Below are 15,609 nucleotides of genomic sequence, written 5' to 3'. Positions count from 1 at the left end.
TATCCCGGTCAAGTGGACGGCGGGGTCCACTTGCCCAGGTCGATAGCCTCCTGAAGCCGCGCCGAGAAGTAGGCGTGCGCCTCTCGCATCTCGGCCTCGCGGTTCGCCTTGTAGAAGGGCGCCGTGTAGCCGTCCGGCGGGTCCTTGCGTTCGCCGTCGAGGTGGGCGCGAAGTTGTACGTAGTGCTCCTTGGTCTGGCCGTGGCCGTAGGTGTAACGGTGGCCTGCAATGCGGCGCTCGCTGGCGTCGAACCAGGTCACTGCGTCAAAGTCCTGCATGATCGGGAAGCGGGCCTTGTACATAGCGACGAGGGAGTCGGCATCCACCCCGAGCCATACGGCCACCAAGGCGTCCAACTCCACCAACGCTGCACGGCGGGCTCGTTCGGTGCGCAAGGGGGTCGCACGCGTCCACTGCGGACCAACCTCGTGCAAAGGCTGGAGCATGGGCCACGTGCGGGCCCACGGCTCATACGCGGTCCAAGTCGGGTCATAGAGCTCAGACCAAAGCGACGCGTAGGCGGAAGTCAGGCAGTTGAGCCGTAGCGTGCGCAGCAGCAGGGCCGACGCCAGCGGATGGTTCGGCTCCGGAGCAGGTAGTAGTCGCGCACCGACGACTTGGAGATCGCCCCTGCCTGTCGTACGCACGAAGTAGTCCACGGGGAGCCCTGACCAGAAACCCGCGACCAGGACGGTCAACCGGTTGTCTCCCATTGCGAGACTGTGCACCATGTGGATGTGTGCGGCCCCTGGCGGAATCAGCGCCGCATACAACGCACGCTCTGTGTCAGGCGCGATCTGACGGCGCCACGCGACCCGGTAGAACTTGGTGTACGCCCGAGTGGCCTCCCGCACAAAGTACCGATCGACATCATCAGCATCGATCTCGTCCTCCGGCACCCTGCGCGCCTCGGCCAACACACGCCTTGCCTCGGCAGCCGCCGTATCCGACGCCCGCAGCTGCGCCAACCCATGCCTGTCGAGCCACTGGTCCTGCTCTTCAGCGTACTTCTCTCGCGTCGTGACGCGCACGTACTCCGTCTCTGGGACTGCATCGTCGGGAATCACTACGTGGTTGAGGCCGAGCCAATTGCCTCCACCCTGACTGGGCTGTTTGAACAGCGGGTTGGCGAGACCGAGTTGTGGTCCCCTGAGGATGACGTCGTCCCACTTCTCTGGCAGGAAAACCGAGCCATTCTCCGTCGGGAGGTTGTAGTCGATCAAGCCGTCCCTCTTGGCGAACGTCTCGTTGTAGCCCGAGGAGATCATCGGCTTCAGCGAACCCAACCGCAGCGGATAGTCCGCAAGCGCTCGAATGGCCTCCCCCTCCGCCACACTCACCGGCGACAACAGCCTCCCCTGCTCAACTGGTTGCTCTTCATCCCCAGTCAATCGCTGCCACTGCGCCAACGTCTCCCGGTGCACCCGAATGAGCCGCTTCCTGTGCGCCCGCTCGTCCCATGTGTCCCCATACCGAACACCCGGATCGGGCCCAGAACCATCATGCTGCGCGGACAGCCTCAACGCATCCACGGAGAACAGCCACGACAGATGATCGAACCCGATCTCCCCCTCAGGCCCGTACACGTGCACGCCAAAGTGGCTGGACCGGCCGACCGGCGGCGGAAAGAAGCGGTTTCCCGCGTTCACGAAGTCGCCGTGCACGCGCAGGCGCTTGTAGGCAGCAGCCCGCAGTAGCCCGTCCCTGTCGCCGCTGAAGTGTGTGTCCGGGTGGATGAGACCGATCGTCCCGTTACGTCCGGCATGGGTCCAGGTCTGGCACATGAACGCGCGGTACAGGTCAGGGCGGGTTCCAGCGAGCACGGGGTAGACGACCGGTGATGCGAGCTGGCTCGACACGCCGATAGTGGCGACGAGTTCGTTCAGGAAGTAGGCCCGCGCCCCGGGGCCCTTGAACAGCTCAGCAACCCGTGCCCTCCGAACGGCCGCACTCGGCTTCTCCGTGAGCATGAACCACGGATCACGCTCGGCGAGAACGGGATCCTCCTTCCACTCCGGCCGCACCCACGGCGGATTCCCCACCTGCACATCAAACCCACCGGCCTCCCCGGCGAAGACATGCGCGAACTGCAACTCCCAGTGGAAGAACCCCATCCCCCCGTCCGCACCGACGTCATCCCGGTCCTCACTCCCGGCCACGTCCTCCACCGTGTCCAACCACGGGAACCGCGCCTTCAACCGGAACGGCGAGTCCATCCCCATGAATCCGTCGAGCTTCACCTCGTACTCCCGCAGCGCCTCCAGATCCCCGAAGTCGGCCACCAGGGAATCCGCCGGCACGTCCTTCACCCCGAGCGCGCACTCCAGGAAGTCGATCCAGTCGTCCAGCGTCGCGAGGGGAATGACCTCACGCCGCCCCTTCGGCTTGGCGGGCGTCTTCTTCCGCGCAGGCTTCTTGTCCTCCGCGTCGGTCCCGGAAGCGGCCTCCCCCATATCCAGCTGCTGAGGAAGCCCGTCGTCGAAGAGGCTGTCCTTCACCCAGAGCTGATCCCCGGGCGCCGGTCCGGTGCTCGCCTCCACCACCGGCGCCTCCTCCGACTCCGACGCCCGCTCCTCACCCTCGGCGTCGCCACCACCGTCGTAGGGCACGACCTCCGGACCGACCAGCTCTCCCACCCGGTCCAACGGCCAGAACCACAGCGCACACCACACGTCCATGACCGTCTTGAGCCGCCAGTACGGCGTCCCCGGCCGCGTGAGGTCGCCGTACACAACCTCCTTCGGTACCGCGTGCTCGGGATGGTCCAGCCAGTCCGCGCCCCAGACGTCGATCTCGCGCGAGATCTCCCGCTCGGACTGGTTCAGCCGCTCGACCACCAGCTTCCACAGGAACTCAGCCCGCCGCGCGACCCCTTGGAGCCGTCGCCGCTGCGTCACTGTCTTCGGCGCGCGCTGGATGCCCGACCGCCACTTCTCCATCCGCTGGACGGCCGCCTTGTCCAGTTCCTCGGCGATCTTCTTGGACTTGGCGTCCCCGACCACCGCGCCCCATCCCAGCGCGGGCAGCAGGAAGTGATGGACCGCACCTTCGGGCAACTCGCCGTTCCTGAACGGGAGTTCCTTGGGAGCGAGCGTGTCCTTCTTCGACAGCCACTTGCCCTTGCCCAGTGCGTCCTTGTCGTAGATCTTCCGCCCCGCGCCGACCAGCGAGTTACCGCGCCGCAGATGCAGACCGAACCACGGCGCCTGCATCCCGGGGTGCATGGTGTTGAGCCAGAGCGAGACCTCGGCCAGCTCCACCGCCGTCGCGTTGAGGTCGACGCCGTACGCGTTGTGCAGGGCGACGTAGGCCTTGACCTTCTGCAGTTCGGCCAGCCTCTGGTCGGGCTGGATCTGCACGCCGGTCTCGTCCTGGCGCCGTTTCAGGTACTCGGCGGCGACCTGGTTGATGGCCTCGTTGAGGAACGCGCCCGAGCCGAGGGCGGGCTCGCAGATCTTCCAGCCCAACAGCTCGCGCGCCGACGTCACCTCGCCGTTCTGGTCGAGGCGGTGTTTCAGGGCCAGCTCGACCGTGACCTGGGTGAGGGACTCCGGGGTGTAGTAAGAGGCCGTGTTCTCGCGGTCGCGGCCCGCCAGCCGGTAGACGAACGAACCCGGCGGGTACTCGGCCCGCTCCGTCAAGCCCGTGTCGTCGTTCACCCGCTGGACGAACACCTCGTTCGGGTAGTCGTTGGCCCGGGACTCCGGGATCATCCAGCTGCCCTTCGACGCGTCGCCGCCCTTGGCGACCTCGAACAGCGTCTCGCGTGCGATGAAGCCGGTGTAGGACATCAGGCCCTCGTACACGGCACCGAGCTGGTTGATGCCGAGCTGGGCGTAGGAGATGAAGCCGCCCCGCTCACCCTTGCGGCCCTTGGTGAGCATCAGTCGGCGCAGCACCTTGTGGAGGGTGGCGTTGCGCAGCCGGGTGTCGAAGAACTCCGGTCCGGCGGACGGGTCGTCCTCGTCGTACAGGGGGTTGGGGACCTTCGGGCCGATCAGCCGGATCGCGCCCGGCTCGAACAGGTCCGACCGCAACGGCTCGAAGCGCAGGCCCACGTCCTCGCTGCGCCGGGCCCGCCGTTCCCGCTCGAATCGGCGAGCGCGCAGGGCGAGTTGCGCCTCCGTCAGATCGCCGCCCGGCGCAGCGAGTTCGGCTGCCTCCGCCGCCTCCGCCTCGCGGTCCGCCGCGTCCGCCGCCCGGTCCTCCTCCTCGGTGCCGTACGGGCGGTGGCCCTTGTTGACCATGCGGGTGAGCAGGTCGATCGACTGGTAGAGGTGGAAGCCGTCGCGGGCCGTGGGGCCGACGAGGTCGCGGACGGCCAGGTCGCCGAGGCGCTGGAGGCCGTAACCCGCGCCGTACTCGGGGTAGTCCGAGGGGAGGATGCCCAGCTCCGGGCGGGCCTCGGCGTACAGCAGGAACAGGATCCGGTACAGGTAGCGCAGGGACTCGCGGGTCAGGCGGCGGGCGAGGCGCTGCGGGTCGTCGAGGTCGGCCGCCGTCACTCCCTGTCCGGGCTCGGCCAGTCGGTCCAGGACGGCCTGGGCGATGAGTTCGACCGAGTCCTTGAGGCCCTCGCGGAGCTCCGTGGAGACGCCGACGGCGTGTTTGCCCGACTTGGAGACGAGGTCGTCGAGCGGGTTCGTGCCGCCGGTCTCCGGGACGCGGAGCGAGTCCGCGCCGAACAGGGCGGCGATGGTGTCGAGTTCGCCGCCGGGGCGGTCGTCCCGGCGTTCCAGCGCGGAGTCAAGGCTGACGGCGAGGTAGCGGCCCTCGCTCCAAGCGGTGCGGTCGGCGAGGACGACGACACCGCCGACCAGGATCAGGACGTAGCGGGGCGGTTCGTCGGCGGCGAAGAGGAAGCGGACCAGGGTGTCGGCGTCGGTCAGCGGCTCACCCTGCGGGATGTCGACCGGGTGCAGGAGACGGCCGGGGCCCGCCGGGTCGCGGGCGGCGTCCGGTTCGGCGGCCCAGCCGCAGGCGATCGCGACCAGGCCGGGTTCGGCGTGGGCGACCTCGATGTCGTAGGTGCGGCCCGCTCGTTCGACGGTGAGGGTCGCCGGAGTGGGGGTGTAACCGAGTGCCCGCAGAACGCGGTCGTGAAGTTCGGCGACGGTCTTGATCCAGCGCGGGTCGTCGTGCGTGCGCCAGCCCGACTCGTCCTCGGGGGCGTCGATCTCGGCCTGGGCGCGGTCGGCGAGGAAGGCGCGGTCGGCGAAGTACGGGGTGCGCAGGGCCCGTAGGCCCTGGCGGGGAGTGAGGGTGCGGGGCTCGTCCGCCGGCTTCTTGTTCTCCTCGGCCTCGTGTTCGGCCCAGCGGGCGAGCAGTCCGTCCTTCGCTTTGAGGTCCTTCGGGAGGACCTCGGCGAGGTAGTGGGCGGAGAAGTAGTCGCCGTGGTTGACCAGCGAGTCGTACGTCACGTCGAGGACCGTTTCTGCGGGTGGCTTCGAAGGGAGTGGGGCTGGTGCCGGTCAGGCGTCGCGGTCGAGGACGGCCAGGACCCGCAGCAGGGGGCGGCCGGTGGCGGAGAGCTTGTCCGCCAGTTCCGTCTGGTGGCGGATGGTGTCCGCGACGATCCGGCCGGGCAGGAGGGACTGCTGCTGCCAGCGGCCGAGGCGGGCGCGGTAGTCGTCGAGCTGGGCGCTGATCTGCTGGGTCCAGGCGTCCTTGCGCTCCTCCAGGTGCTCCCGGGCCGCCGCTACGGCGGCCGGGACCAGGGCCTGGAGGGCGGGGAGGTCGCGGGGCGGGGCCGGGTTGGCCATGTCGGGGCCCACGCCCGCCTCCGCCAGGGCGTCCGGCATCGGCACCACCTCGGGGGCGTCGGGCAGGCCGCGGACGGCCATCCACTCCACGACCGTGGGACGGCCCAGTTTGTTGGAGTAGATGCCCTGGACGAGGAAGGTCGGGCCGGGCGCTCCGGGCGTGAGGAGGACCGGTGCCTGCTGGCGGCCGAGCTGGACGAGGACCTTGTCCACCAGCCACTCCACCAAGGGATGGATGTCGGTGAGGTAGCCGATGGCGGGCCAGCTGGATCCGGACTTGCCGCGGGCCTCGTCCAGGCTGTGCTGTCCGAGACCGCGGTCGAAGGTGACGAGGAGGCGCTCCTTCAGCTTCTGCTCCCGCAGGTAGTCGGGGGGCAGGATGTCGAGGCGGTGGAGGAGGTCGGGGGCCTTGGCGGTGGCGAGGCTCAGGTACGGGGCCGGTTCGCCGCGCGGTCCGGTGTGACGGTGCTCGGAGAGGTCGAGGGCGTCGTGCGGGTGCTCGTCGTAGACCTCGTCGAGGGCCGCCCGTACGAACGCCTCCGTGTCGCCGCCGAACAGCGACGGGACCTGCGCCTTGGGCACGGGGCGGTGCTCGGGCAGGACGGACGGCTGGGTGAAGAGCGCGGTCAGCGGGTCGCCGGGGGTGGGTGAGGCGGCGAGGGACTCCTCGACCGTGCGGCCGGCGAGGAGATCCTTGATCAGGCGTCGTTCCTCCTCCTCGGCCCGGTAGAGGCCGGTGACCGCCTCCGCGGTGCCGTCGAGGCGGTAGGCCTCCTCCTCGCGCTTGAGCAGCTTCTCGGCGACCGTACGGTCGTCCTTGGCGCCCTCGGTCTCGGAGTGCAGGATCAGCGCGCGGAAACGGGGGTTGTGCTTCTGGCCGTAGCGGTCGATGCGGCCGTTGCGCTGCTCGATGCGGATCAGCGACCAGGGGATGTCGTAGTGCACGAGGTCGTGGCACTGGCGGTGCAGGTTGACGCCTTCGGAGGCCACATCGCCGGTGAACAGGATGCGGACGGGGTCGTGGGCGAGACCGAAGGCCTCCACGACGGCCATCTGCTCCTTGTCCGACAGGCCGCCGTGCATGACCTTCACCGCCTGCCGCGCCTGCTGCTCGGTGAAGCCGAGGCGGCCGGGGACGACCTTGGCGAGCCACTTCAGCGTCTCGACGCGTTCGGAGAAGACGACGACCCGGGTGGCCGAGCCGGGCCGGACACCGATGTCGGTGAGCTGCTCCACGAGCGCGTCGAGCTTGGCGGAGTCGCCTGGCGCGCCGGACTCCCCGATCGCCGACGTCAGCGCGAACAGGCGCTCCAGGGCTTGGAGTTCGGTGGCGATGCGGGCGGCCGCCGGGGTGCCGGGGGCCGTCTTCGCCGCCTTGTCGGTCAGGGTGTTCCTGCGGGTGGTGACGGTCTTGGCGAGCGCGCGGTGGGAGGAGAGGAAGGCCTTCAGGAGCGTGTACGGGAAGAGGCGGTCCTCCGTGAGCGCCGTACGGCCGGACGTCGCGGTGCCGAACTCGGTGGAGGTGTCCGGCGCCGGGATCCAGTGCTCGGTGAGCTCCGCGAAGATCCGCTCCTCGGCGTCGGTCGCGGTGCAGGGCACGGAGACGGTGGGATCGCGGTCGGCCCACTCCTTGCCGATCTGGTCGCGCACCTCGGGGTGGACCTTCGTACGGCGGATGAAGAGGTGACCGAGGTCGTTCTCGGCGTCGTAGTCGTTCGGGTCGGCGATCGCCGCCGGGTCGAGGAGGCTGATCAGCTCGGCGAAGGACTTCCCGTCGCCGTTGTGCGGGGTGGCGCTGGCCAGCAGCAGGGCGTCGGTGTTGGGGGCGAGGACGCGGGCGAGGGCGTTGCGCTGGCTGCCGCGGTTGATGAGGTTGTGGGACTCGTCGATGACCACCGCGTCCCAGTGGATCTTCTCCAGGTGGTGGCGGTACTGGCCGATGTTCTTGAGGGTGTCGACGGAGACGATGACCCGCTTGTAGTGGGTGAAGGGGTTGCGGCCGGCCGGGATCTCCCGCTGGATGCGCTGGATACCGACCGAGTCGAGGCGGATCAGCGGGATGGAGAAACGGGTCCACAGCTCGTGCTGGAACTGCTCCAGGACATGCTGCGGGGTGACGACGAGGATGCGCTCGCCCCGGCCGCGGCGGATCAGCTCGGCCAGGGTGAGACCGATCTCCAGGGTCTTGCCGAGGCCGACGACGTCGGCGATGAGCAGACGGGGGCGCAGGTTGGCGAGGGAGAGAGCCAGTTCGGCGGGGCGCTGCTGGTAGCTGAGTGGGTCGACGAGGAAGCGGTCGGCGAGCGCCAGGCCGCGCTCGGTCTGTGGGAGCGGCGTCTTACGCAGCAGGGCTTCGAGGAAGAGTCGGCTGCGGCGGAAGTGGTCGGTGGGGTCCTCGACCAGCTCGGTGTCCTCCGGGTCGAGAAGCCGGACCTCGTCACCGGCCAGACGCTCGATCTCGGTGAAGAAAACGGCCGTCTCGTCGCGGACGAACTCCGAGACCCCAACCGCCTCGATCTTGGCGCCGTCCCGGCTCGGGGTGACGTTCTTCACCAGCCACTCCTCGTCCCGTACGAGGATCTGGGCCCCCGGCGGGAACCTGGACTCCGAGACGTCCGGCTGGTGGGTCACGCTGCTGCCTCCGCGTCCTGCGCACTGTCGTACGGGAAGTGGTCGAATACCGCGCAAGTCTTCCACGGCGGAAGCTGACCGTGCAGGTCGCTGCGGGAACCGGGCGCCCGGCCGACCGCCAACACTCGGCTGTGCCGCGGGGCCGTGGTGTGTCGTCGCTCGTCGGCGGCGCCGTCGGGGCTGGTCGTGCCCGCGTGGCGCAGCCACATACCGACGCCGCCCCCGCTCCCCTTCACGGCTACTGCCGAGCCGCAGCGGCTCCGCCCGGCCTTGGGTGACCGGTGGTCAGCGGCCTCCACCACGGGCCGGAACGAAGGCGGCCTCCTTGGCATAGGCGGAGCGCAGGGCCTCGGCGACGTCGTGGGCCGTGGCGGCGTCCGGGGTCCGGCCGCGGGGCGTCCGGGGCCGCGCCACGACGGGGCGCGGGGTCGGCGGTGGCGGGAGGTGGACATTGGCCTTCGCCGGAACGTCTGCGTCGTCGGTGCCCGGCTGTTGCTCCGCGGGCGGCGCGACCGGGTCGACGACCGTGGACACATACTCGGCGATCGGTCCCGGAGGCGGCACCAGTCGGCCGTCGGCATGCGGTGCCGTCCGTGCGATCAGCCGTTGCCGGGCCTGCCGGGCGGAGACGCCGGAACCGTTGAGGACGGCCACCAGTGCGCCCGTGACGTCCGTGAGGGAAGGTCGGTCGGTCGGGTCGAAGGCGAGCATCGAGGACACGACGGGCGTCAGTTCCGTAGGCAGCCCTGTCAGGTCCGGGGCCTGCTGCGGATCGCCGATCCGGGCCGCGACCGCGAGCCAGTTGTCACCGTCGTACGGGTAGTGGCCGGTGGCGGCGAAGAGCAGCACCACGCCGAGGGCGTACACGTCCGCCGCTGGGGTCAGTTGGTGAGTGCCCTCCGCCTGCTCGGGCGGCATGCACAGAACGCTACCCACCACGACACCCGTCGCGGTCAGTGTCGTACGGCGTTCCGCGAGCACCGCGAGTCCGAAGTCGATCACCTTGGGGCCGTCGGGGCCGAGCAGGATGTTCTGCGGCTTGAGGTCCCGGTGCAGGAGCTGCGCCTGGTGGACGGAGGTGAGTCCCTCGGCGAGCAGCGCGCCGAGGCTCGCGGTCTCGACGAGCGGGAGCGTGCCGTGGTCACGGACGTGGTGCAGGAGGTCGGGGCCCGGGACGTAGTCGACGGCGAGCCAGGGCTGGTCGGCGAGCGGGTCGGCACCTGCGAAGGCGGCGACCCGGGGACCGAAGACCTTCCTGAGGTTCTCCACCTCGAGGACGAACCTGCTGCGGGTCTCGGTGTCCAGAACGGACGCCTTGATGACCTTGACGGCGACCTGCTGTCCGGCGGGTGACTCACCGAGGTACACCCGGCCCATACCGCCGGAGCCGATATGGCCGCGCAGCGTAAAGCCCCCGATGTGAGTGGGGTCGTCACTCCTCAGCGGTTCCACGGCGTCCTCGCTCCCCCTCAACGTCTGGCGCGCGACCCGCGCATTGTTCATGCGGCCGTAGCTCTCCCCGCCGGTACATCACGCCACGCGGTGCAGACTACCCAACGATCCCAATGAGGCGACGTCCAATCCGAGGACGCCTCCAGAACCTGGAGAACACCTGGGTAGCTGGAAGGAGTCAACACGCCGTTCGCTCCGCCGTAGAAGGCCCTGGGGCAGGCAGGCGCCCTCCACGGTTCCCGGACTCGCCAACGCCGCAAGGCATGGCTACCTTCGTGGCTACGTACGTCGACGCACGATCCCGTTTGAACCAGTGCGGACCAGGGTCCAGCGAGACCCACCTACACGGAGAAAAGGCCTCTGCCTCCGTTTCTACTGGTCAGAAGCCCTAAGCGGCAGACGAGTCGGGCTGTACGCCGGGTTCTGTTCCGGGAGGTCCTCGCGGGCCTTCCGGCGACGGCCATCCATCTAGGACCGGCGTTGCCACCGGCCTCCAGCGGTCTACCCGCGGACTCGGGCGGGCAGCCCTCGATCGTCCGCGCAGGGGCACCGGAGTGCCCCCTCTTGACCTTGCTCCGGGTGGGGTTTACCTAGCTGCCCAGGTCGCCCTGGGCACTGGTGGTCTCTTACACCACCGTTTCACCCTTACCGGGGGCCGAAGCCTCCGGCGGTCTGCTTTCTGTGGCACTGTCCCGCGGGTCACCCCGGGTGGCCGTTAGCCATCACCCTGCCCTGTGGAGCCCGGACGTTCCTCGGGGAGTCCCGTGAGGGACTCCACGCGGCCGCCCGCCCGGCTCGTCTGCCGTGCCGACCATGGTACCCGGCGGACCTCCCGCCCCGGACCGGCGGCGGCCGTCGCGAGGACCGAGCCGGCCAGGATCAGGGTGAAGGCGACGCCGACGCCGAGAGTCAGGTCCTCGTCCAGGAGCAGGGCGCCCGCGGCGACGGCGACCGCCGGGTTGACGTAGGTGATGACGCCGGCGCGGACCGGGCCGACCTCCTTGATCAGCTCCAGGAAGGCCACGAAGGCGATCGCGGTGCAGACGACACCGAGTCCGGACAGGGCCGCCAGGGCCTCGCCGGAGGGGAGGGTGGTGGGTCGGGTCAGGAAGGCCGCGGGGGCGTAGACGACGGCGGCCAGGGTCAGGCAGGGGGTGATGAGCTGGAGGGTGGGGACGTCCTTGAGGTGGCGGGCGGCGATCAGAGGGGCGGTGGCGTACCCGACGACGGTCACCAGCACCTCGGCCAGCGAGCGGGCGTCGCCGCCGGTGAGGTGCGGCACGGTGAGGACGGCGACGCCCCCGAGGCCGAGGCCGAGTCCGGTGATCCGGCGGGCACCGACCCGTTCCCCGGCGCCGAAGAAGCGGGCCAGGAGCACGCCGACGATCGGCACGCCCGCGATCAGCAACCCGGCGGTGGAGCTGGACAGGTGCCGTTCGGCGTCCGTCAGGGTCCACCAGGGGCCGATGATCTCGATCACGGCGAAGGCCAGCATCGGCTTCCAGTGACGCCGTACGGTGCCGAAGAGGTCTCCCCTGCGCAGGGCGAAGGGGAGCAGGAGCGCCGCGCCCAGCGCGCAGCGCGCGAACACCACTCCGGACGGGGACACCTCGTCCACCGCCACCTTGATCATCAGGTAGGGGACGCCCCAGACCACTCCCATCAGGGAGAACAGGAACCAGCCGCGTGCAGTCATGCGGGGAGTCTCGGCCGCCTCACCCCGCGCGGTCTTGAACGCTGTTGCGGTACGCCGCAGGGGTCACCCCGAGGACCCGGCGGAACCAGCGGGTCAGGTGCGCCTGGTCGGCGAAGCCCACCAGCGCCGCCACCTCGGCGGGGCGCAGGCCGGCGTCGAGGAGTCCGCGTGCCCTGGCCACCCGGTGCTGGGCGAGCCAGGCGTACGGCGGCATCCCCGTCGACGTACGGAAGGCCCGCAGGAGTTGGTAGCGGGACAGGCCGAGGTCGGTGGCGAGTGCCGCGAGGGACGGCGGCGCGAGGAGTTCGTCGGCGAGGCGGTCGCGTACGACGCGGGCGACGCGGTCTGCGCCGAGGACCGTGTCGTCGGCCGCGCGGGCCGTGGAGTGGCGGCGGGCCAGCGCCGTGAGCAGCCAGGGCAGACGGGACTCCGCCTCCAGGGGGTCGGGGCAGCGGGCCAGGTCGGTGTGCGCGGCGCGCAGGGCGGCGGCGAGTTCGGGATCGTCGAGGACGGGCTCGCGGAAGTACGGCAGGGCGGTGTCCGTCCGGGTGCCGTCGGTGAGGAGGTTCGGGGCCGCGTACAGGGCTCGATAGGAGTAGCCCTCGGGGGCGGCGGGGCCGCCGGTGTGCACCTCGCCCGGTTCCAGGACGACGATGGAGCCCGGCCCCGAGTGGATGTGGCCGCCCCGGTAGGCGATGACCTCCAGGCCGCCGACGGTGACGCCGACCGTGTACTCGTCGTGGGCGTGCGGGGCGTAGACGTGCCGGTCGAAGCGGGCGGTGAGGAGATCGAGGGGCGGGCCGCCCCTTCCCAGCCGGGCCCTGCTCCACCGTGCCTGTTCACGCGCGCCCGCCATCGCTGCACACCCCCCTCCTCCCAGACGATCAGAGGAAGCCCGCGGTGTCCAGAGGCGCGGAGCCCGTCCGCTTGACCCTGCCGCAGCGTCAACGTCTCTACCGAGGCCATGCGGAGCCCGTCGCCCGCGTCTCCTTCTTCGGGCGCTGGTACGGGCCGTCGAGATGGCGCGGGCGGGGGACGCCGTACCCTGACCGGGGGCTGGGGACCCAGCTCGATGCGAAGGAGTACGTGTGCTTGTCCTGCTGCCGCCGTCCGAGGGGAAGGCCGCGTCCGGCCGGGGTGCCCCGCTGAAGACCGGATCGCTGTCCCTGCCGGGGCTGACCGCGGCCCGGGAGGCCGTGCTCGGCGAGCTGGTCGAGCTGTGCGCCGGAGACGAGGAGAAGGCGCGCGAGGTGCTCGGGCTGAGCGAGGGGCTGCGCGGCGAGGTCGCCAAGAACACGGAGCTGCTGACGGCGGGGGCGCGCCCGGCCGGCGAGATCTACACCGGAGTGCTGTACGACGCCCTGGACCTGGCCTCGCTGGACGCCGCCGCCAAGCGGCGGGCGGCCAGGTCGCTGCTGGTCTTCTCAGGGCTGTGGGGTGCCGTGCGGGTGACGGACCGGATCCCCTCCTACCGGTGCTCGATGGGGGTGAAGCTGCCCGGCCTCGGGGCACTGGGCGCGTACTGGCGGGCGCCGATGGCCGAGGTGCTGCCGGAGGCGGCCGGGGACGGGATGGTTCTCGACCTGCGGTCGGCGGCGTACGCGGCGGCGTGGAAGCCGAAGGGCGAGGTCGCCTCGCGGACGGCGACCGTGCGGGTGCTGCACGCGCCGACGCGGAAGGTGGTCAGCCACTTCAACAAGGCGACCAAGGGGCGGATCGTACGGAGTCTGCTGGCGTCCGGCACCGCGCCCGGGGGTCCGGCGGAGCTGGTGGACGCGCTGCGGGACCTGGGGTACGCGGTGGAGGCCGAGGCGCCCGCGAAGGCCGGGAAGCCGTGGTCGCTGGACGTGCTCGTGGACGAGGTGCACTGACCGTCAGCCGACCGTTGCACCCACTGCAACGGTGATTGCACAGCGTGCGTTTCGGCGGCACGATGAGGGCATGAGTTCTCCGCTGCCCTCCTCCCCCGCCGCCTCGGTGCTGGATCTCGCGCCCGTCGTACCCGTCGTGGTCGTCGACGACCTCGCAGACGCCGTGCCGCTCGCCAGGGCGCTGGTCGCCGGCGGGCTGCCCGCGATCGAGGTGACGCTGCGGACGCCGGTCGCGCTCGACGCGATCCGGGCCGTCGCCGGTGAGGTGCCGGACGCGGTGGTCGGCGCGGGCACGGTCGTCACGGCGGAGCAGGTCGCGGACGTCGTGGCGGCCGGGGCGCGGTTCCTGGTCAGCCCGGGGTGGACGGACGCCCTGCTGGAGGCGATGCGGGGGTCCGGGGTGCCGTTCCTGCCGGGGGTGTCGACCACCTCGGAGGTGGTGGCGCTGCTGGAGCGCGGGGTGCGGGAGATGAAGTTCTTCCCGGCGGAGGCGGCGGGCGGCACCGCCTATCTCAAGGCACTCTCCGCGCCCTTGCCGCAGGCGCGCTTCTGCCCGACCGGCGGCATCACGCCGGCCTCCGCGCCGGAGTACCTGGCCCTTCCCAACGTCGGCTGCGTGGGGGGCAGTTGGATGCTGCCCAAGGACGCCGTGGCCGACCGGGACTGGGCGCGCGTGGAGCGGCTCGCCCGTGCGGCGGCCGGGCTCAGCGCAGGTGGGACGTCTCGTTGAACAGGCGCACGCTGGCGCCGCCGTCCGCGTAGTACGCCACCGCCGACAGGGACGCCGCCGACAGTTCCATCCGGAAGAGCGACTCGGGCGGGGCACCCAGGGCGAGTTGGACGAAGGTCTTGATCGGCGTCACGTGGGAGACCAGCAGGACCGTGCGGCCCGCGTACGCCGCGACGAGCCGGTCGCGGGTGGCGGCGATCCGGGCGCCGGTCGCCGCGAAGCTCTCACCGCCGCCGGTGGGTTCCGCGTCCGGGGAGGCCAGCCAGGCGTCCAGGTCGTCGGGGTGGCGGTCGCGCACCTCGCCGAAGGTCAGCCCCTCCCAGGCGCCGAAGTCGGTCTCCCGCAGCCCCTCCTCGACCGCCACCTCCAGGCCGAGGCGGGCGGCGACGATGGCGGCGGTCTCGCGGGTGCGGGCCAGGGGCGAGGCGACGACCGCCTCGATCGTGCCGCGCCGGGCGAGGCTCGCGGCGACCTTCTCGGCCTGCTCCCGGCCGACGGACGACAGGGACGGATCGCTGCCGCCGCTTCCGGAGAACCGCTTCTGCGGGGTGAGCGGCGTCTCCCCGTGCCGCAGGAGGACGAAGGTGGCGGGGGCACCCATGTCGGGGGGACCCCAGCCGGGCGAGGCCACGGCCTTCGCGGCCCGCACGTCGGCGTCGGCCGAGGTTGCGCCGACGGCGGCCGCACCCCGGGCGCCACTGCGCGCCGCCCGCCCGAGGTGCTCACCCTCGGCCGCACGGCCCGCGCCGGTCGTCGCGTCGGCGGGTTCGGCGGAGCCCGCCGGGCCCGCAGGTGTCGCGGCCGGCCCGTCCCCGGTGCGGCGGCCGCCCTCCGCGGATTCCACGGCGGCACCCCGCCCCACGGCGCCCTCGGCACCGGCGGCCGTCGCCGCACCGGCGCGTTCGGCGGCCCTGGCGGGCACCACGCCGCTTCCGTCGGCACCGGCCGCACGGCCGCTCGTGCCGCCCGTGTCCAGTTCCGCCGTCGACCCGGACGCCGACCACTGTTCGCCCCGCGCGCCCGCGTCCATCGCCTCGTTGGCCAGGCGGTCGGCGTGCTTGTTGTCGGCGCGCGGGATCCACTCGTACGTCACGCGGCCGGGCGGGAAGACGCGGGTCGCCTCGGTCGCCAGGGGCTTCATGTCGGGGTGCTTGATCTTCCAGCGGCCCGACATCTGCTCGACGACGAGCTTGGAGTCCATCCGGACGTGGACGAGGGCGTCCGGGTCCAGGTCCCTGGCCGCGCGCAGGCCGGCCAGCAGGCCCCGGTACTCGGCGACGTTGTTGGTGACGACCCCGAGGTACTCGGCGGCCTCCACCAGGGTCTCCCCCGTCGCCGCGTCCAGCACCACCGCGCCGTAGCCCGCGGGCCCCGGGTTGCCCCGTGACCCGCCGTCGGCCTCGACGACGAACTCCCGCGCGGGACGAGCGGCCGGACGCGCCGCCTGGTCGGTCACGAACCGGCCCC

At 71.3% G+C, this 15,609-nt stretch carries 7 protein-coding genes, 1 other RNA gene and 1 pseudogene; 2 read left to right on the top strand and 7 right to left on the bottom strand.

The window, feature by feature from the left end; all coding sequences use genetic code 11:
- Nucleotides 1-8: 8 nt before the first annotated feature.
- The 6 genes and pseudogenes from IG88_RS0123575 to IG88_RS0123550 all read right to left on the bottom strand — a co-directional run bounded on the left by IG88_RS0123575 (nucleotide 9) and on the right by IG88_RS0123550 (nucleotide 12,397).
- Entirely contained in the window at nucleotides 9-5,420 is a 5,412-nt protein-coding gene (locus IG88_RS0123575) for a hypothetical protein (protein WP_031044609.1), read from the bottom strand.
- 51 nt (nucleotides 5,421-5,471) lie between these two features.
- Nucleotides 5,472-8,393, bottom strand: coding sequence for an SNF2-related protein (locus IG88_RS0123570; RefSeq protein ID WP_031044607.1), 2,922 nt, complete (start codon nucleotides 8,391-8,393; stop codon nucleotides 5,472-5,474).
- A 285-nt stretch (nucleotides 8,394-8,678) separates the two neighbouring features.
- Nucleotides 8,679-9,896 carry a serine/threonine-protein kinase gene (locus IG88_RS0123560; protein ID WP_234332254.1) on the bottom strand — a complete coding sequence of 406 codons (1,218 nt, stop codon included), beginning with the start codon at nucleotides 9,894-9,896 and terminating at the stop codon, nucleotides 8,679-8,681.
- Between the two features lie 345 nt (nucleotides 9,897-10,241).
- Nucleotides 10,242-10,643: RNase P RNA component class A (rnpB, locus tag IG88_RS40300), an RNA gene on the bottom strand.
- 70 nt (nucleotides 10,644-10,713) lie between these two features.
- A pseudogene (locus IG88_RS45315) lies at nucleotides 10,714-11,478 on the bottom strand (DMT family transporter); the annotation flags it as partial.
- Between the two features lie 82 nt (nucleotides 11,479-11,560).
- On the bottom strand, nucleotides 11,561-12,397 hold the full coding sequence (locus IG88_RS0123550) for an AraC family transcriptional regulator (RefSeq protein WP_031044590.1): 837 nt from the start codon (nucleotides 12,395-12,397) through the stop codon (nucleotides 11,561-11,563).
- A gap of 232 nt (nucleotides 12,398-12,629) precedes the next feature.
- On the opposite strand from IG88_RS0123550, the gene yaaA reads away from it, so the two are divergent.
- Nucleotides 12,630-13,412: a peroxide stress protein YaaA gene (gene yaaA / locus IG88_RS0123545; RefSeq protein WP_031044588.1), complete on the top strand. Its 783-nt coding sequence runs from the start codon at nucleotides 12,630-12,632 to the stop codon at nucleotides 13,410-13,412.
- A 70-nt stretch (nucleotides 13,413-13,482) separates the two neighbouring features.
- A complete protein-coding gene (eda, locus tag IG88_RS0123540) occupies nucleotides 13,483-14,142 on the top strand; it encodes a bifunctional 4-hydroxy-2-oxoglutarate aldolase/2-dehydro-3-deoxy-phosphogluconate aldolase (protein ID WP_031044586.1) in 660 nt (219 codons plus the stop codon).
- Here eda and IG88_RS0123535 read toward each other — a convergent pair.
- Nucleotides 14,117-15,598, bottom strand: a complete 1,482-nt coding sequence (locus IG88_RS0123535) for a bifunctional RNase H/acid phosphatase (protein WP_031044582.1) — start codon at nucleotides 15,596-15,598, stop codon at nucleotides 14,117-14,119. The two genes, eda and IG88_RS0123535, sit on opposite strands and share 26 nt — an antisense overlap.
- Between the last annotated feature and the right edge of the window lie 11 nt (nucleotides 15,599-15,609).

This window comes from Streptomyces sp. NRRL F-5650 (assembly GCF_000721365.1).
In the GTDB taxonomy this organism is placed as follows: Bacteria; Actinomycetota; Actinomycetes; order Streptomycetales; family Streptomycetaceae; genus Streptomyces; species Streptomyces ardesiacus.
The sequence above is the reverse complement of the archived record's forward strand: the minus strand, read 5'-3'. Positions and strand labels throughout refer to the sequence as shown.

Bases quoted from the DNA above. Each gene is read 5' to 3' on its own strand.
- IG88_RS0123560 (WP_234332254.1), bottom strand. From the start codon at position 9,896: ATGAACAATGCGCGGGTCGCGCGCCAGACGTTGAGGGGGAGCGAGGAC.
- IG88_RS0123550 (WP_031044590.1), bottom strand. From the start codon at position 12,397: ATGGCGGGCGCGCGTGAACAGGCACGGTGGAGCAGGGCCCGGCTGGGA.
- eda (WP_031044586.1), top strand. From the start codon at position 13,483: ATGAGTTCTCCGCTGCCCTCCTCCCCCGCCGCCTCGGTGCTGGATCTC.